General features: G+C 58.9%; 14 protein-coding genes. 2 read left to right on the forward strand and 12 right to left on the reverse strand.

Translation table 11 applies throughout. The annotated features are described in order from the left end of the window. Positions 1–15 precede the first annotated feature (15 nt). The 7 genes from sigX to ppsA form a co-directional block, all read right to left on the reverse strand. Positions 16–606, reverse strand: a complete 591-nt coding sequence (sigX, locus tag BZL43_RS22270; RefSeq protein WP_032830573.1) for an RNA polymerase sigma factor SigX — start codon at positions 604–606, stop codon at positions 16–18. A gap of 85 nt (positions 607–691) precedes the next feature. Beyond that, a complete protein-coding gene (locus tag BZL43_RS22275) occupies positions 692–1516 on the reverse strand; it encodes a mechanosensitive ion channel domain-containing protein (RefSeq protein ID WP_007902078.1) in 825 nt (274 codons plus the stop codon). Positions 1517–1518: 2 nt separating this feature from the next. Further along, positions 1519–1767, reverse strand: a complete 249-nt coding sequence (locus BZL43_RS22280) for a CrfX protein (protein WP_095634290.1) — start codon at positions 1765–1767, stop codon at positions 1519–1521. Positions 1768–1830: 63 nt separating this feature from the next. Then, positions 1831–2826, reverse strand: coding sequence for a zinc transporter ZntB (locus BZL43_RS22285; protein WP_095634291.1), 996 nt, complete (start codon positions 2824–2826; stop codon positions 1831–1833). 25 nt (positions 2827–2851) lie between these two features. Continuing rightward, positions 2852–3343 (reverse strand): ribonuclease E activity regulator RraA, encoded by a 492-nt coding sequence (gene rraA, locus BZL43_RS22290; RefSeq protein ID WP_095634292.1) that lies wholly within the window; start codon positions 3341–3343, stop codon positions 2852–2854. Positions 3344–3517: 174 nt separating this feature from the next. Beyond that, a complete protein-coding gene (locus BZL43_RS22295) occupies positions 3518–4507 on the reverse strand; it encodes an alpha/beta fold hydrolase (RefSeq protein ID WP_095634293.1) in 990 nt (329 codons plus the stop codon). A gap of 193 nt (positions 4508–4700) precedes the next feature. Beyond that, positions 4701–7076 carry a phosphoenolpyruvate synthase gene (ppsA, locus tag BZL43_RS22300; protein ID WP_095634294.1) on the reverse strand — a complete coding sequence of 792 codons (2376 nt, stop codon included), beginning with the start codon at positions 7074–7076 and terminating at the stop codon, positions 4701–4703. 174 nt (positions 7077–7250) lie between these two features. Between ppsA and BZL43_RS22305 the strand changes: the two genes are divergently transcribed. Further along, positions 7251–8069: a pyruvate, water dikinase regulatory protein gene (locus BZL43_RS22305; protein ID WP_007902088.1), complete on the forward strand. Its 819-nt coding sequence runs from the start codon at positions 7251–7253 to the stop codon at positions 8067–8069. Between the two features lie 112 nt (positions 8070–8181). Here the strand turns inward: BZL43_RS22305 and BZL43_RS22310 are convergent, their stop codons facing one another. Next, positions 8182–9591 carry a PLP-dependent aminotransferase family protein gene (locus BZL43_RS22310; protein ID WP_095634295.1) on the reverse strand — a complete coding sequence of 470 codons (1410 nt, stop codon included), beginning with the start codon at positions 9589–9591 and terminating at the stop codon, positions 8182–8184. Positions 9592–9728: 137 nt separating this feature from the next. Here BZL43_RS22310 and BZL43_RS22315 point away from each other — a divergent pair, with 137 nt between their 5' ends. Next, complete coding sequence (locus tag BZL43_RS22315) at positions 9729–10616, forward strand: DMT family transporter (protein ID WP_168185133.1); 888 nt, start codon at positions 9729–9731, stop codon at positions 10614–10616. Between the two features lie 106 nt (positions 10617–10722). Here BZL43_RS22315 and prpD read toward each other — a convergent pair whose 3' ends face one another. The 4 genes from prpD to prpC all read right to left on the reverse strand — a co-directional run bounded on the left by prpD (position 10723) and on the right by prpC (position 17591). Next, positions 10723–12207: a 2-methylcitrate dehydratase gene (prpD, locus tag BZL43_RS22320; protein WP_095634297.1), complete on the reverse strand. Its 1485-nt coding sequence runs from the start codon at positions 12205–12207 to the stop codon at positions 10723–10725. A gap of 209 nt (positions 12208–12416) precedes the next feature. Continuing rightward, a complete protein-coding gene (gene prpF / locus BZL43_RS22325; RefSeq protein WP_095634298.1) occupies positions 12417–13607 on the reverse strand; it encodes a 2-methylaconitate cis-trans isomerase PrpF in 1191 nt (396 codons plus the stop codon). Positions 13608–13662: 55 nt separating this feature from the next. Beyond that, positions 13663–16257: a Fe/S-dependent 2-methylisocitrate dehydratase AcnD gene (acnD, locus tag BZL43_RS22330; RefSeq protein ID WP_095634299.1), complete on the reverse strand. Its 2595-nt coding sequence runs from the start codon at positions 16255–16257 to the stop codon at positions 13663–13665. Positions 16258–16463: 206 nt separating this feature from the next. Continuing rightward, the gene (gene prpC, locus BZL43_RS22335; protein WP_095634300.1) at positions 16464–17591 is read right to left on the reverse strand and encodes a 2-methylcitrate synthase; all 1128 of its coding nucleotides are present in this window, start codon (positions 17589–17591) and stop codon (positions 16464–16466) included. Positions 17592–17611: the final 20 nt, after the last annotated feature.

A 17611-nucleotide genomic window follows, 5' to 3' on the forward strand; every position in this document is an offset into this window, starting at 1 on the left:
GAAATTTGCGCCGAACTAAGTTTCAGCAATGCCTGCAAATTTCTCACGCAATTTATCTAGAGCGCGCTTGTAACGCATCTTTGTCGCACTCAAACCCATGTGCATTATGTCTGCGATCTCCTGAAATTCCAGCTCTGCGACAAATCGTAGCACCAGAATTTCACGGTCGATCGGATTCACATACACCAGCCAGCGATCAAGTCCGCCCTTTTCCTCGGGTTTCGGCATCTTCTCTTCAGATGCTTCCTCAAGGGGGTCCAGACTCAAAGCGTCCATCAAGCGACGCTTACGCCGTTCCTTCCGATACTGCGTGATGCACTCGTTGTACGTGATGCTATATAGCCATGTCTTGAACTTCGATTTCCCCTCGAAGTTCTTCAGGCCGTAGAGCACCTTCAACATCACTTCCTGACAGACATCGTCTGCATCACGATCGTTCCCAAGATACCGTGCACAAACGTTAAATAATGTTCGTTGGTAACGCCGCATCAGTTCTTCATAAGCGCGCGTTACGTGGAACAGCTCGGTATGCGAGCGCGCGACCAACTCCTCATCAGAGAGCTCGCGGGGGTCATAGCGCGTGGAGAGCGATTGAGCTTTATTCAAAACAAGTCTGGCCGACAGTCAGGTCAATGTCCGCCGCAATCCTTCAGGAATTTTGCGGCGGCATACATTAGCAGGATTTGCCGGGTTAGCGGCTACTCACATGCTGCTCCAAGAGAATCCGATTCGAGAGAGAGACTAGCTCACCCTCGTCGGTCAGCACGGTGGTTTTAACCGTACCAATCTCTTCGATCTGACCTTCGACCTCGCCAACACGCACTTGTTGCCCAACCTGGTACAACTCACGCACATAGATTCCTGCAAGAATCTGACCGGCAATCTCCCGGCTTCCCAAGCCCATGGCCAGCGCAACCGCCAGACCAACGGTAATCAAGACGATCACGATCACATGGTTGAGCAGGTCAGTCTTGACCTCCAACTGGCTGATCGCAACCGAAATACTTATGATGATCACCAGGCCTTGGGCAATTCGCCCCAGGCCCGCAGCGTAATCAAGCCCTACGCCTTCTGCCGCGCCACGCACCAGCCCATTGGCCAGTTGCGCCAGCAAGACACCCACCAGCAGTACCAGCGCAGCGCCAAATACTTTCGGCAAATACAGCGCCAACATGTCCAGCGTAGCTGAAACTCGCTCAAGTCCAAGAGATTCTGCGGCCGAAACCAGAAAAATCAGCAGAACGAACCAATACACGATTTTGCCGATCAACGTCGAGATAGGTACCTGAAGACCTGCTCGGGACAGCAACTTGGTCAGCCCCGTGCCGCCCATCAGGCGATCGAGGCCCAGTTTGGCGAGCAATTTGGAGAGCAGCGTGTCCAGCAGCTTGGCCACGACAAAACCCAGCAGCAACACAACCAGTGCGCCAAACAGGTTCGGAATGAAGTTTGCAACCTTGGTCCATAACGCAGTCATTGCAGTGACGAGGCTCTGTGTCCAGAGATCAAGTTCCATATTCAATCAGCCTTATCAGCAGTGCGAACGGTAGGTTTACGAAGACGGGAAACCGGCGAGATATGGGCCGATCCGTTATTCAGGGCGATCATCAACGCGGGCAACCAGCGGCCCAGCAGACTGAACAGATCGCCGGCACCGACCTGGCGGTTGGCGGTTTTCAGCACGCGGCCCAGGCAGGCATCGTCGTCACGGCTGGACGGCGAAGCTTTGAGCATGTCACGCAAAGACTGTTCAAACGGATCGTGCATACGCACCTCTCGTGATATCTGTGAAAGACGCGGTCAAATTTGGTCGGGTCACATGACTCATCATCAGAACCAGCGCAAACGTCGGAATAGCCACCACTGCCCCAGCGCCACCGAGACCATCAAAAGGCAGGCGATCAGGAAGCCATAGGGGCTGGCAGCGAATGGAATACCGCCGACGTTGATCCCCAGAAGACCGGCCAGAAAACTCATCGGCAAAAAGATCCCGGTGATGATCCCGAAGCGGTACATCGTGCGGTTCATGCGCACGCTCAAACGCCGGTCTTCGGCCTCCAGGACCAGCCCCACGCGCTCTCGGGTCAATTCCAGCTCCTCGAGATAACGGGTCAGGCTGTTATTCAATTCGTTCCAGTAATCGCCGTCGTCTTCAACGAACCAAGGCAGTTTTAGCCGGGTCAATTGACCGAAAATATCCCGTTGCGGTGCCAGAAAACGCTTCAACGCGGCCGCCCTGCGACGGATCTGCAAGACAGCCCCATGCTCTGGCGTATACCGTTCGTCGGCATCCAGCTTTTCTTCTTCCTCATCGACGATTTCCGAGAGGCAACTGACCAGATCCTGCACTTTGTTAGTGAGGTACTGCGCCATATAAAGGATCAGTTCGGACGCGGTTCGCGGCCCTTTGCCTTCGGCCAATTGCACCAGCAACTCATCGGTGGCGCGCAACGGCCGCAGACGCAGGGAAATCACCCGTTGGGCCGACCCGAAGATCCGCACCGAGACCATGTCTTCCGGCTCGGCACCTGGATTGAGGTTGATCCCGCGCAGAAACAGCAACAGCTCAGCGTCCGGCAGCGGCAAAAGACGCGGCCGGGTATTTTCTTCCAGCAACAAATCGCAACTAAATTCACTCAGACCGCTGTCGTTACGCAGCCAGGTCTGGGTTTGCGGGTGACTGCGATCCCAATGCAACCACAGGCTTTCATGGGCATGTAACTGCAAGTCATCGAGTTCAGTCCGGGCTATCGAACGCGCACCGCCTTTACCGTCCAGCACCAGGGCATGCACCAGCCCCCACTGCGCGTTTTCTTCCTCGAACATCCTCACCCCTTTGATGAAACGCGCTTTATTCAGGCATTTTCAGCGGGCTTGGCGAAATGATCACGCCGTTGTTGTCCGCATAAACATAGTGACCCGGGTGAAAGGTCACACCCGCGAAGGTCACGGCAATATTGAGTTCACCAACACCGCGCCGGTCGGTTTTCATCGGGTGACTGGCCAGGGCCTGAACCCCCAGATCGGTTTGGGCGATGACGTCGACGTCGCGAATGCAACCATAGATCACCAGCCCTTCCCAACCGTTACTGGCGGCTTTCTCGGCCAGCAGGTCGCCCAACAGCGCGCGGCGCAGGGAACCGCCGCCGTCGACCACCAGCACTTTACCCTTACCGTTGAGGGCGACTTGCTCCTTGACCAGCGAATTATCTTCGAAACATTTGATGGTCACGATTTCGCCACCGAAAGAATCGCGGCCACCAAAATTGCTGAACATCGGTTCCAGCACCTGAACCAGTTCCGGGTAGGCATCGCAAAGGTCGGGCGTGAGGTAATGGTTCATCGAGAAACTCCTGTGAAAAGGAAGACAATCGAGTAGACAGCACACGCGGGCCAAGGCTGAACGGCTGCAAACGCGCCGATCGAGTCAATCACTAAAAGTGACCGGAACCGCTTAATGCGTCATATCTTAGCCGCAAGCTGTTCCGAGCGAAATGCCCTTGTTAGAGCATCAGGTTCAAATTGCTCTGGCCGCATCCGGCTTTCCATCCAGCAAAGGCGTCTGTTGATCCGACAGCCAACGCGCCACCAACGGCCAGACTTCCGCCTGCGCAGCCTTGCTGACAAGCATTTCGACATGGCCGAAATTATCGCCAAAGCCTTGCTCGCGGCCAAGGGTGATGAATTGCTTATGCTCGGAGCCGATCTGATCGAACAGCTTGTGGCAGGCCCAGGTAGGGTCTTGGTGGTCGCCCGCGGCGCTCACGGCCAGCACCGGCAACCGAACCTCGGCCAAACCCGCCCACCAATCCTTGTCGTCATCGCCAAAACGCCCGAACAGCCCGTACCAGCGCATGCTTTCCAGGGCCAGGCCAATCGGCTCGTCCTCCGGGCCACGCTTGAGCCGTGAACCTGACAGTTGGGCAAACCGCTTGAGAATGAAGCGCCCGCTCCACTCAACCGGTGGAAACTTCAAGGGCCAGTAGGTGCGGCTCACCTGCGTGCCAAAAAACGCCGCAGATGCGACGACAGGCTCGCCAATGTATTCCCCGCCCAGCGCCGCCGCCAGCGTAATGCCGCCCAACGAGTGACCGATCCAGTGTGGAATCTGGCCACTCTGTTCGCGCACAAAGGCACCAATGGCCGGCAAGTCGTAACGCGCGTAGTCGGCGACGCGGTTCTTGCGATAGTCCTGGTTGCGCTGAGACAGGCCATGACCGCGCATTTCCGGGATCCACACATCGAACCCCAGGCGTGTCAGATAAGCCCCCAGTCCCAAGCCTTTGGGGGAGAACCAGAACCTTCGATTGGAAAAACTGCCGTGCAACAGAATCACCGGCACGCCACGTACCGTCGGCTCATCGGCCAGACCCAAGCGGGTCACAGCCAGTTCGACGGTGCCGTCGGGGCTGTTGCCGGGCTTCAAACGATAGACGTCTTCGCTCAGATCACCGCGTCGTTCGGCGCTGATCAGGGCGACAGGAAATAGGTTGCTGCTGCTTTGCATAATGCTCTTGCACAAAAAAGGGCGGCATCCAGAGGAGCCCGCCCTACTTGAATATCTGAAAGAGCCGGCCAGTGTCGGAGCGAGCCTGCTCGCGAAGGACGTCAGAACAACGCGTTTATCCAGCAAGTACGCGTTATCGTTTACGACCATCGCGAGCAGGCTCGCTCCCACAGAGAGCGGCCCGTCCACACCATCAGGCCGAAGCCTGACCTTCAGCCAGGAAGAACCAGGTTTCCAGCACGGAATCGGGGTTCAGCGAAACGCTTTCGATGCCCTGCTCCATCAGCCATTTGGCCAGATCAGGGTGGTCCGAAGGGCCCTGACCGCAGATGCCGATGTACTTGCCGGCCTTGTTGCAGGCCTGAATAGCGTTGGCCAGCAGCTTCTTGACCGCCGGATTACGCTCGTCGAACAGGTGCGCGATGATCCCGGAGTCACGGTCCAGGCCCAGGGTCAGCTGGGTCAGGTCGTTGGAGCCGATGGAGAAGCCGTCGAAGAACTCGAGGAATTCTTCAGCCAGGATCGCGTTGGACGGCAGCTCGCACATCATGATCACGCGCAGACCGTTGTCGCCACGGGCCAGACCGTTTTCGGCCAGCAGATCGACCACCTGGCTCGCCTCGCCCAGAGTGCGAACGAACGGCACCATGATTTCAACGTTGGTCAGCCCCATCTCGTTGCGCACGCGCTTGAGGGCGCGGCACTCGAGCTCGAAGCAGTCGCGGAACGATTCGCTGATGTAACGCGAAGCGCCACGGAAGCCCAGCATCGGGTTTTCTTCTTCCGGCTCGTAGAGTTTGCCGCCGATCAGGTTCGCGTATTCGTTGGACTTGAAGTCCGACAGACGCACGATGACCTTCTTAGGATAGAACGCAGCGGCCAGGGTGCTGATGCCCTCGACCAGTTTCTCGACGTAGAAGCCGACCGGGTCGTCGTAACCGGCGATACGCTTGTCGACGCTGTCCTTGATGTCCTGCGGCAGGCCGCCGTAGTTCAACAACGCCTTGGGGTGCACGCCAATCATGCGGTTGATGATGAATTCCAGACGGGCCAGGCCCACACCGGCGTTCGGCAGCTGCGCGAAGTCGAAGGCGCGGTCCGGGTTGCCGACGTTCATCATGATCTTGAACGGCAGCTCCGGCATGGCATCCACGGAGTTTTTCTTGATGTCGAAACCCAGTTCGCCTTCGAAGATGTAACCGGTGTCACCTTCCGCGCAGGAAACGGTCACGCCCTGGCCGTCTTGCAACAGCTGGGTGGCGTTGCCGCAACCGACCACGGCCGGGATGCCCAGCTCGCGGGCGATGATCGCCGCGTGGCAGGTACGACCGCCACGGTTGGTGACGATGGCACTGGCGCGCTTCATCACCGGTTCCCAGTCCGGGTCGGTCATGTCCGACACCAGCACGTCGCCCGGCTGGACTTTATCCATTTCGGACACGTCCTTGATAATCCGCACCTTGCCGGCGCCAATGCGCTGGCCGATGGCGCGGCCTTCCACCAGCACAGTGCCGGTTTCTTTCAACAGGTAACGTTCCATGACGTTGGCCTGGGTGCGGCTCTTCACGGTTTCCGGACGGGCCTGCACGATGTACAGCTTGCCGTCGTCACCGTCTTTGGCCCATTCGATGTCCATCGGGCACTTGTAGTGCTTTTCGATGATCATCGCCTGCTTGGCCAACTCGCTGACTTCGGCGTCGCTCAGGCAGAAACGGGCACGATCAGCTTTGTCCACATCGACGGTCTTGACCGATTTACCGGCCTTGGCCTCGTCGCCGTAGATCATCTTGATGGCTTTGCTGCCCAGATTGCGACGCAGGATCGCCGGGCGACCGGCTTCCAGCGTGCCTTTGTGGACGTAGAATTCATCCGGGTTCACCGCGCCTTGCACGACGGTTTCACCCAGGCCGTAAGCGCCGGTGATGAACACCACGTCACGGAAGCCCGACTCGGTATCGAGGGTGAACATCACGCCGGCGGTGCCGGTTTCGGAGCGGACCATGCGCTGTACACCAGCCGACAGAGCTACCAGCTTGTGGTCGAAGCCCTGGTGGACGCGGTAGGAAATCGCACGATCGTTGAACAGCGAGGCGAACACCTCTTTAGCGGCGCGAATGACGTTTTCGACACCACGGATGTTCAGGAAGGTTTCCTGTTGGCCGGCGAAGGAGGCGTCCGGCAGATCTTCGGCGGTAGCGGAAGAACGCACGGCCACGGCCATGTCAGGGTTACCGGCCGACAGCGTGGCGAACGCAGTGCGGATCTCGGTATTGAGCTTCTCGGGGAATTCGGCTTCCATGATCCATTGACGGATTTGGGCGCCGGTTTTGGCCAGGGCGTTGACATCATCGACATCCAGCGCATCGAGGGCAGCGTGGATCTGATCGTTCAGGCCGCTCAGTTCCAGGAAATCACGATATGCCTGAGCGGTCGTGGCGAAGCCACCGGGAACCGATACACCGGCGCCTGCCAGGTTGCTGATCATCTCGCCCAGGGATGCGTTCTTGCCCCCCACATGCTCCACATCATGGACGCCGAGCTTATCGAGGGAAACTACGTACTCTACCAAGGTGATCTCTCCACTAACTGTGTTGGAAAAGCTCAGAAACCGGCGACTCGGGGGAGCATTTGCCGGCTGTATGGCCTGGACCTGGAAAATAAGTGAGAATGCTGGCCATTGGCGGCCGACAAATCGCGCCTACTATATCCAAGAATCGAAACTAGCTTAAGGCCCAAGGTGCAAATGAAACGATCTGCTTTCTTTATCTCCGATGGCACGGGCATTACGGCCGAAACCCTCGGTCAAAGCCTGTTGGCGCAGTTCGAAAACATTACCTTCAGCAAAATCACGCGCCCCTATATCGACAACGCGGATAAAGCGCGGGCCATGGTACAACAAATCAACAAAGCCGCCGAAAACGATGGTTTTCGTCCGATTATTTTCGACACCATCGTCAATCAGGATATTCGTGAGATTCTTGCAACGTCGAATGGTTTCATGATCGACATTTTCTCGACCTTCCTGGCGCCCCTGGAACAGGAGTTGACCGAGCATTCTTCCTACACCGTCGGCAAATCCCATTCCATCGGCGGCAACTCCAATTACATGGAGCGCATCGAGGCGGTGAATTTCGCCCTCGACAATGACGATGGCGCCCGCACCCACTATTACGACAAAGCTGACCTGATACTAGTGGGCGTGTCGCGGTGTGGTAAAACCCCGACGTGTTTGTACATGGCCATGCAATTCGGCATCCGCGCGGCCAATTACCCGCTGACCGAAGACGACATGGAGCGCCTGCAACTGCCAACCGCCCTGCGCGCCCATCATCACAAGTTGTTCGGCCTGACCATCGACCCGGACCGCCTCACCGCCATCCGCAACGAGCGCAAGCCCAACAGCCGCTATTCAAGCTACGCCCAATGCGAGTTCGAAGTGCGCGAGGTGGAGAATCTGTTTCGCCGCGAGAACATTGCCCACATCAATTCCACGCATTTTTCGGTAGAAGAGATTTCGGCGAAGATTCTGGTCGAGAAAGGTGTGGAGCGGCGCTTCAAGTAGTGCTGTAGCGCCTGTCATGCCGTCTTCACGAGCAAGCCCGCTCCCACATTAGACCGCGTACGTTTGCCGCGACTCGGTCAAATGTGGGAGCGGGCTTGCTCGCGAAGAACGATCACTCGGTCTCAGCCAATGCCCCCGCCAACGCTTCAAACCCTTGAAGCAACAACCGATCATCCATCGTCGAATTACACACACTCGCCCTGATGAATTGCGGCACCGCCCCCTGCCCGACCGCAAACGATTCAGCAGTCGCCACCAAATATTTATTTTCCTTGAGCTCCTCAGCAATCTGCGAGGCCCGCCACGGCTCGGGCACTTTGATCCAGAAGTGCGGGCTATGCGGATGGGTTTTGTACACCAAACCCTCCAGCAGCCCACTGACCAACGCCTTGCGCCGACCGATCTCGGCAATCTGCTGGCCCAGCAATTGCTCGGCCATGCCGTTTTCTATCCACAGACTCGCGACCTCTAATGACAACGGGCTGGCCATCCAGCACGTCCCGCGCACGGCTGCGCTCAAGCGTCCGATCAACGGTTGCGGCGCATGCAGGTAACCGACTCGCAAACCCGCCGAAACCGCCTTGCTCAGACTGCCGATCAGCACCGAGCGCTCCGGGACGAAATGGCTCAAGGGTAACGGTCGCTGTCGAGCCAATACTGCGTGGGCTTCGTCTTCAAAGATCAACAGATTGTGCTGCCGACAGACCTCTGCAATCGCCTCGCGACGGGCGACGGACATCACCGCAGCCGTAGGATTCTGGATTGTCGGTGTGCAATACAGCGCCGACACACGATGGTTGCGGCAAACCTCCTCCAGAGCATCGGGCATCAGGCCTTCATCATCGATCCCGACGCCGATGAGTTTTATTCCGAGCTGGCGTGCGACGCTGATCAACCCCGGGTAGGTCAAGTGCTCCGTCACCAACGTATCGCCCGCCTTGAGCAGCCCCATCAAGGCACACAACAGGCCGTGCTGGCCGCCGTTCACGCAAACGATCTGCTCGGCGTTCGGGACAAATTCTTTATGCCTGAGCCAATGCGCGCCCGCCGCACGAAAGCGTGGCAAACCGACGTCGACGGTGTAGCCGCTGAGGTGCTGCAACGCCTCAGGATCAAGGGACAACGCTTGCAGGCTCCGGCTCAGAAACAGCGCTTCCTGCCGTGGAATCGGTTGATTGCGGCTCATGTCAAAAAACGCACGAGGCTCATCGCTGACATTGCGAAAGCCACTGTCCCGCGGTCTTTCCATTCCGCGCTGACGCACATAGGTGCCGTCTCCTACGCGCGCGATCACCAATCCCACACGTTCGAGTTCACCGTAAGCGCGGCTGATGGTACCGATGGTCACCCCAAGGCTATCCGCCAACAAGCGATGCGGCGGCAATTTGCAGCCGGACTCAATAACCCCTTCAGCGATGCCTTTCTCAGCGGCGTCGGCAAGACGTTTGTATTTCACCCCCTGACCGTTTGCCAGGCCGTCGCGCAGGATTGACACCATGGCAATACTTGTTTTGACAGTCATTCCAGTCCCGAATAGCGTGCTTGAAACAGGTTCAATCAGGGATAGACCTTTTGCAGCTGAAGGTCAATTCCGAACATAAAAGGAGTCCAATCATGTCCATCGCCATCAGCGCACCTTCAGGTGCTGCCAAACCCTGGCTGGCCGGCCTGGTTACCAGTGTGCTGTTCCTGATCGTATGCCTGAGCTGGGGCACCACATGGCTGGGGATCAAGATTGCCGTTGAAAGCGTGCCGCCGCTGACTGCCGCCGGACTGCGGTTCCTGATTGCCTTCCCGCTCTTTCTCGGCTTCGCCCTGATCCGTCGTGAGCCGCTGCTGTTTCCCAAGGAAAGCCGTTGGTTTTTTGTCTTTGTCACGCTGTCGTATTTCAGCCTGCCGTACTACTTGCTCAACTACGGCGAGATGCACGTGTCATCGGGCCTGACGGCGCTGCTGTTCAGCTGCATGCCGGTGTTCATCCTGCTGTTTTCCTCGCTGTTTCTGCGGGAGAAAATCTACCCTTCGCAAGTGCTGGGCATCGCCATCGGTTTCGGCAGCCTGTTCATGATCATCCGCAGCCAGGGGTTGCATCTGGACCATGCCGAATTGTTCGGGGTATTGGCGATTCTCTGCGCGGCGGTGATGCATGCGCTGTGTTACGTGGTGACGAAAAAACACGGCACGGCGATCAGCGTAATTACCTACAACACGCTGCCAATCGGCATCGCCGGACTGATGCTGTTTGTCGCCGGGTTGGGTGTCGAAGCACCGGTGTTTGGCGCCATCACCGCGCGTTCGTGGAGCGCCCTGCTCTATCTGGGGCTGGTGGCGTCGGTGGGCGGATTTATCGTTTACTTCCTGCTGCTCAAGCGGCTGAGCCCGATCATTCTGTCGTTTGTATTCATCATTTTTCCGGTGTTCGCCGTGATCATTGGCGCCTGGTACGAGGGGCAAACCGTGTCTCGGGAATTGATGGTGTACTCGGCGATTCTGTTGACGGGGTTTGCGATCACCAAATTGCCGATCGAAAAATGGCTTAAAACCTGAAGCCCTTCCCGCGCTGTAGGAGCATGGCTTGCTCCGGGCGGCGTTCCGACGATGGCGCCCTCATGATCGCCATCGCAGGCAAGCCGTGCTCCTACAGGGTTTTGCGTCAGATTACGAAGAGATCCATGAAGCGGTTCACCGGTGTTGCTTCAAGCTTCGCCTGGTCCTTGCACAATGCAAAAATCTCGGCGCTGCGCTGGGCGGTGAAGCGCGTCGCCAGGTTCGTCTTGAACTTGTCCTCCAACAGCGGGATGCCGTCGGTGCGGCGGCGGCGATGGCCGATCGGGTACTCCACCAACACGTTTTCGGTGCTGGTGCCGTCCTTGAAGAACACCTGTATCGCATTGGCGATGGAGCGCTTATCCGCCTCCAGGTACTCGCGGGTGTAGCGCGGGTCTTCGACGATGACCATTTTGTCGCGCAGCACATCGATGATCGGGTGCGCCGCGTGGAAGCCGTCCTCGTACTGCTCGGCCACCAGATTGCCGAACGCCAGCGGCACGGCTGTCATGTACTGGATGCAATGGTCACGGTCCGCCGCATTGGCCAGCGGGCCGACCTTGGAGATGATGCGGATCGCCGATTCGTGGGTAGTGATGACGATTTTGTCGATTTCGTGCAGGCGATTCCTGACCAACGGATGCAAGGTAATGGCAGCCTCGCAGGCAGTTTGTGCGTGAAATTCAGCGGGAAAGCTGATCTTGAACAGCACGTTTTCCATCACATAACTGCCGAATGACCGGGAAAAGCTGAAGATGCGTTTGTCTTCAGGCTTGAGCGCCAGATCGTTGTTTGTGTGGCTGAACAGCACGTCATAGAAGCCCCACTGTTTGGCGGTCAACACACCGGGGATGCCCATCTCGCCACGCATTGCGATGTCCGCCAGACGCACGCCACGGCTGGATGCATCCCCTGCCGCCCAGGATTTGCGTGACCCGGCGTTCGGTGCATGCCGGTAAGTGCGCAGCGCCTGGCCGTCGGCAAAGGCGTGGGACAACGCCGACAACAGTTGCTCGCGGTTGGCGCCCATGAGCTTGGCGCTGACGGCGGTGGAGGCGACTTTTACCAGGATGACGTGATCGATACCGACACGATTGAAGGAATTTTCCAGCGCGATCACGCCTTGAATCTCATGGGCCATGATCATGGCTTCCAACACCACGCGAATGGTCAGCGGTGCATCACCATTGGCCAGGCGTTTTTGCGACAGGTGGTCAGCCACCGCAAGAATGGCGCCGAGGTTATCGGACGGATGGCCCCATTCGGCGGCGAGCCAGGTGTCGTTGTAATCGAGCCAGCGAACGATGCAACCGATGTCCCAGGCGGCTTTGACCGGATCGAGACGGTAACGGGTGCCCGGCACGCGAGCGCCAAAAGGGACGACCGTGCCTTCGACGATGGGGCCCAGGTGTTTGGTGCATTCGGGAAAACGCAGCGCCAGCAGACCGCAGCCGAGGGTGTCCATCAGGCAATTGCGGGCGGTATCAAGGGCTTCTTCAGACTCGACTTTGTAATTCAGGACATAGTCGGCGATGTCCTGCAGGACTGTGTCGTAGTCGGGGCGGTCGTTCAGGTCGACGTTGGCGCTCATGTTCGATTCACTCGGTCAGTGGTTCGCTGATGGGACCTCGGTTCAGGATCGATCTTAGTTGATGACGCCATTCTTGTTATTGAAATGCAATTAACTGTGGGAGCCTGCTCGCGATGGCGGTGCGACTGGCAACATGGATGTTGAATGTAATGGCCTCATCGCGAGCAGGCTCGCTCCCACAGGGTTTTGTATGTATGTCTGGATTGGGGTTAGAAAGAATCCCCCGGCACGCGGACGTAACCTTCCATCAACACCCGCGCACTGCGGCTCATGATGGCTTTATTCACGGTCCATTCACCGTTGACCTGGCTGGCCTCGGCCCCCACGCGCAACGTACCGGAGGGATGACCGAAGCGTACGGCGTTGCGTTCGACGCCGCCCGCCGCCAGGTTCACCAACGTGCCAGAAATTGCCGCTGCCGTGCCAATGGCTACCGCTGCCGTGCCCATCATCGCGTGGTGCAGTTTGCCCATCGACAGCGCGCGCACCAGCAAATCAATGTCGGCGGCGGCGATCTTCTTGCCGCTGGATGCAATGTAATCCGCCGGTTTGGCGACAAACGCCACCTTCGGGGTGTGCTGACGCTTGGCCGCTTCGTCCAGATGCTCAATCAGCCCCATACGCAGCGCACCATAAGCGCGAATGGTTTCGAACATCGCCAAGGCCTTCAAGTCGCCATTGATCGCGCCCTGCAATTCGGTGCCGGCGTATCCGATGTCTTCGGCATTGATGAAAATGGTCGGAATGCCAGCGTTGATCAGGGTCGCCTTGAGCGTACCGACGCCCGGCACTTCGAGGTCATCCACTAGATTGCCGGTGGGGAACATCGAACCACCGCCACCCTCTTCTTCCGCCGCCGGGTCCATGAATTCGAGCTGCACTTCGGCCGCCGGAAAGGTCACGCCATCGAGTTCGAAGTCGCCGGTTTCCTGCACTTCGCCGTTGGTGATCGGTACGTGGGCGATGATGGTCTTGCCGATGTTGGCCTGCCACACGCGCACCACCGCCACGCCATTGTGTGGAATGCGGCTGGCATCCACCAGGCCATTGCTGACCGCGAACGAACCGACCGCCGCCGACAGGTTGCCGCAGTTGCCGCTCCAGTCGACGAAAGGCTTGTCGATGGAGACCTGACCGAACAGGTAATCGACGTCATGGTCGGCCTTGAGGCTTTTCGACAGGATCACGGTTTTGCTGGTACTGGACGTCGCGCCGCCCATGCCGTCGATTTGCTTGTCGTATGGGTCGGGGCTGCCGATTACTCGCAACAATAACGCGTCGCGAGCCGGACCTGGAATCTGCGCCGCTTCGGGCAGGTCTGTCAGGCTGAAAAACACGCCTTTGCTGGTGCCGCCGCGCATGTAGGTGGCGGGGATTTTAATTTGAGGTGCGTGGGCCATGATGTTCCTTTTTAGGATCGGGCGAGACCGCATGGCCTCGCCCGAACTCATCGTGTTAAACGGCAACCGCCGATTCTTCGAGGAAGTCCTGAGCGAAACGCTGCAACACGCCGCCGGCCTCGTAGATCGACACTTCTTCGGCGGTGTCGAGGCGGCAGGTCACCGGCACTTCGACGCGTTCGCCGTTCTTGCGATTGATCACCAGCGTCAGCGTCGCACGCGGGGTGCGGTCGCCAATCACGTCGTAGGTTTCGCTGCCATCGATGGCCAGGGTGTGGCGATCGGTACCCGGCTGGAATTCCAGCGGCAACACGCCCATGCCCACCAGGTTGGTGCGGTGGATACGCTCGAAACCTTCAGCGGCAATCGCTTCCACACCCGCCAGACGCACACCTTTGGCTGCCCAGTCACGGGACGAACCCTGGCCGTAATCGGCGCCGGCGATGATGATCAGCGGCTGCTTGCGCTCCATGTAGGTTTCAATGGCTTCCCACATGCGCATGACCTGGCCTTCCGGCTCGACGCGAGCCAGGGAACCCTGTTTGACCTTGCCGTTTTCCCGGACCATTTCGTTGAACAGTTTCGGGTTGGCGAAGGTCGCGCGTTGCGCGGTCAAATGATCGCCGCGGTGCGTGGCGTAGGAGTTGAAGTCCTCTTCCGGCAAGCCCATTTTCGCCAGGTACTCGCCCGCTGCGCTGTCGAGCATGATCGCGTTGGAAGGCGACAGGTGATCGGTGGTGATGTTGTCCGGCAGCACCGCCAACGGGCGCATGCCCTTGAGCGGACGAGCACCGGCCAGTGCGCCTTCCCAGTACGGCGGACGGCGGATGTAGGTACTCATCTCGCGCCAGTCATACAGCGGCGTGACCTTTGGGCCGGTGTCGTCGTGGATGGCGAACATCGGGATGTACACCTGACGGAACTGCTCCGGTTTCACGGAAGCTTTCACCACCGCGTCGATTTCTTCGTCGCTCGGCCAGATGTCTTTCAGGCGGATTTCCTTGCCATCGACCACGCCCAGCACATCTTTTTCGATGTCGAAACGGATGGTCCCGGCAATGGCGTAAGCCACCACCAATGGCGGCGAAGCCAGGAACGCGTTTTTCGCGTACGGGTGAATCCGCCCGTCGAAGTTGCGGTTACCGGACAGCACAGCGGTGGCGTACAGATCGCGGTCGATGATTTCCTGCTGGATCACCGGGTCCAGCGCGCCGGACATGCCGTTGCACGTGGTGCAGGCGAAGGCCACGACGCCGAAGCCCAGTTGCTCCAGTTCTGTCGTCAGCCCGGCTTCATCCAGATACAACGCCACGGTTTTCGAACCCGGCGCCAGTGAGGATTTGACCCACGGCTTGCGGCTCAGCCCAAGCTTGTTGGCGTTTCGCGCCAGCAGGCCGGCGGCAATCACGTTGCGCGGGTTGCTGGTGTTGGTGCAACTGGTGATCGCGGCGATGATCACTGCGCCGTCCGGCATCTGGCCGGGCACGTCGTCCCACTGGCCGGAGATACCTTGGGCCGCGAGGTCGGACGTGGCGACACGGGCGTGCGGGTTGCTCGGGCCAGCCATGTTGCGCACCACCGAGGACAGGTCGAAGCTCAGCGCACGCTCGTATTGCGCGCCTTTCAGGCTGTCAGCCCAAAGGCCGGTCTGTTTGGCGTAATTCTCGACCAACTGCACTTGCTCGTCTTCACGGCCGGTGAGTTTCAGGTAGTCGATGGTCTGCTGGTCGATGTAGAACATTGCCGCCGTGGCACCGTATTCCGGGGCCATGTTGGAAATGGTCGCGCGGTCGCCCAAAGTCAGCGCCGAAGCCCCTTCACCGAAGAATTCCAGCCATGCGCCAACGACCTTTTGTTTGCGCAGGTATTCGGTCAGCGCCAGCACCATGTCGGTGGCGGTGATGCCCGGTTGCAGCTTGCCAGTGAGTTCGACACCGACGCTTTCCGGCAGACGCATCCACGATGCGCGACCGAGCATCACGCTCTCCGCTTCCAGGCCACCCACACCAATGGCGATCACGCCCAGCGCATCGACGTGCGGGGTGTGACTGTCGGTGCCGACGCAGGTATCGGGGAAGGCCACGCCATCACGCACCTGAATCACCGGGGACATTTTTTCCAGGTTGATCTGGTGCATGATCCCGTTGCCTGGCGGGATCACGTCGACGTTCTTGAAGGCTTTTTTGGTCCAGTTGATGAAGTGGAAACGGTCTTCGTTGCGACGGTCTTCAATGGCGCGGTTCTTCTCGAACGCTTCCGGGTCGAAGCCACCGCGTTCAACGGCCAGGGAATGGTCGACGATCAACTGCGTCGGCACCACCGGGTTCACTTGCGCCGGGTCACCACCTTGCAGGGCGATGGCATCGCGCAGGCCGGCGAGGTCGACCAGGGCGGTCTGGCCGAGAATGTCGTGGCACACCACGCGGGCGGGGAACCATGGGAAGTCGAGGTCGCGTTTGCGCTCGATGAATTGCTTCAGGGATTCGGTAAGCGTGGCCGGGTCGCAGCGACGCACAAGGTTTTCCGCCAGCACGCGGGAGGTGTACGGCAGGGTGTCGTAGGCGCCAGGCGAAATGGCCTCGACCGCCGCGCGGACGTCGAAATAATCCAGATGGCTGCCAGGCAGCGGTTTGCGGAATTCTGTGTTCATCGTCAGGACTCGGTCACGGTGGTTACAAAGGGTGGGCGGCTGGCGCAGCTACAGAACCGAAACCGATCCCCTGTAGGAGCGAAGCTTGCTCGCGAAAGCGGTCTGTCGGTCGACATTGATGTTGAATGTCAGTCCGTCTTCGCGAGCAAGCTTCGCTCCTACAGGGGTCTCGGTTCATTCAGCAACCGGCACCGGCGCCCTCCCAGTCAGCGTTGTTCGATTGGCACGAACTTGCGCTGTTCGACGCCGACGTATTCGGCGCTCGGGCGGATGATGCGGTTGTTGGCACGCTGTTCGAACACATGCGCCGCCCAGCCGGTCAGGCGCGAGCAGACGAAAATCGGTGTGAACAACTTGGTCGGGATGCCCATGAAGTGGTACGTCGACGCATGGTAGAAGTCGGCGTTCGGGAACAGCTTCTTCTGCTCCCACATGGTTGCGTCGATGGCTTCGGATACCGGGAACAACACCGTGTCGCCCACTTCGTCGGCGAGTTTTTTCGACCAGCGCTTGATCACCTCGTTGCGCGGATCGTTGTCCTTATAGATCGCGTGGCCGAAGCCCATGATCTTGTCCTTGCGCGCAAGCATGTCGAGGGTGCCTTCGACGGCCTCTTCCGGCGACGAAAAGCGCTCGATCATTTCCATCGCCGCTTCGTTGGCGCCGCCGTGCAGCGGGCCGCGCAGGGAACCGATCGCTGCTGTGATGCAGGAATACAAATCGGACAGCGTCGAGGCGCACACCCGGGCGGTGAAGGTCGATGCATTGAACTCGTGTTCCGCGTAGAGGATCAGCGAAACGTTCATCACCTTGACGTGCAACTCGCTCGGCTTCTTGTCGTGCAGCAGGTGCAGGAAATGGCCGCCGATGCAGGCTTCGTCGGTTACGCAATTGATGCGTTTGCCGTCGTGGCTGAAGCGATACCAGTAGCACATGATCGCCGGGAACGCGGCCAGCAGGCGGTCGGTTTTATCGTGCTGCTCGCAGAAGTCGTTCTCCGGCTCGATGTTGCCCAGAAATGAGCAACCAGTACGCATCACGTCCATCGGATGAGCGTCGGCGGGGATGCGTTCCAGCACCTCTTTCAGCGCTTGCGGCAGGTCGCGCAGCTTGCTCAGTTTCTGGGTATAGGCAGCCAGTTGCGCTTTGGTCGGCAGTTCGCCGTACAGCAGCAGGTAAGCCACTTCTTCAAATTGGGCGTCAGCCGCCAGGTCGCGAACGTCATAGCCGCGATAGGTCAGGCCTGCGCCCGACTGGCCCACGGTGGACAGTGCGGTTTGCCCGGCAACCTGGCCACGGAGCCCGGCGCCACTGAGTACTTTTGCTTCGGCCATTGCTGTCTCCAGTTTTTCTT

Origin of the sequence: Pseudomonas sp. PICF141, from assembly GCF_002286815.1 — a bacterium.
Taxonomy (GTDB): Bacteria; Pseudomonadota; Gammaproteobacteria; order Pseudomonadales; family Pseudomonadaceae; genus Aquipseudomonas.

Excerpts from the sequence above, each read along its gene's own strand:
- rraA (WP_095634292.1), bottom strand. The coding sequence starts at position 3,343 with ATGAACCATTACCTCACGCCCGACCTTTGCGATGCCTACCCGGAACTG.
- prpD (WP_095634297.1), bottom strand. The coding sequence starts at position 12,207 with ATGAGCGCCAACGTCGACCTGAACGACCGCCCCGACTACGACACAGTC.
- BZL43_RS22295 (WP_095634293.1), bottom strand. The coding sequence starts at position 4,507 with ATGCAAAGCAGCAGCAACCTATTTCCTGTCGCCCTGATCAGCGCCGAA.
- BZL43_RS22285 (WP_095634291.1), bottom strand. The coding sequence starts at position 2,826 with ATGTTCGAGGAAGAAAACGCGCAGTGGGGGCTGGTGCATGCCCTGGTG.
- prpF (WP_095634298.1), bottom strand. The coding sequence starts at position 13,607 with ATGGCCCACGCACCTCAAATTAAAATCCCCGCCACCTACATGCGCGGC.
- BZL43_RS22280 (WP_095634290.1), bottom strand. The coding sequence starts at position 1,767 with ATGCACGATCCGTTTGAACAGTCTTTGCGTGACATGCTCAAAGCTTCG.
- BZL43_RS22310 (WP_095634295.1), bottom strand. The coding sequence starts at position 9,591 with ATGACTGTCAAAACAAGTATTGCCATGGTGTCAATCCTGCGCGACGGC.
- acnD (WP_095634299.1), bottom strand. The coding sequence starts at position 16,257 with ATGAACACAGAATTCCGCAAACCGCTGCCTGGCAGCCATCTGGATTAT.
- prpC (WP_095634300.1), bottom strand. The coding sequence starts at position 17,591 with ATGGCCGAAGCAAAAGTACTCAGTGGCGCCGGGCTCCGTGGCCAGGTT.
- BZL43_RS22275 (WP_007902078.1), bottom strand. The coding sequence starts at position 1,516 with ATGGAACTTGATCTCTGGACACAGAGCCTCGTCACTGCAATGACTGCG.
- BZL43_RS22305 (WP_007902088.1), top strand. The coding sequence starts at position 7,251 with ATGAAACGATCTGCTTTCTTTATCTCCGATGGCACGGGCATTACGGCC.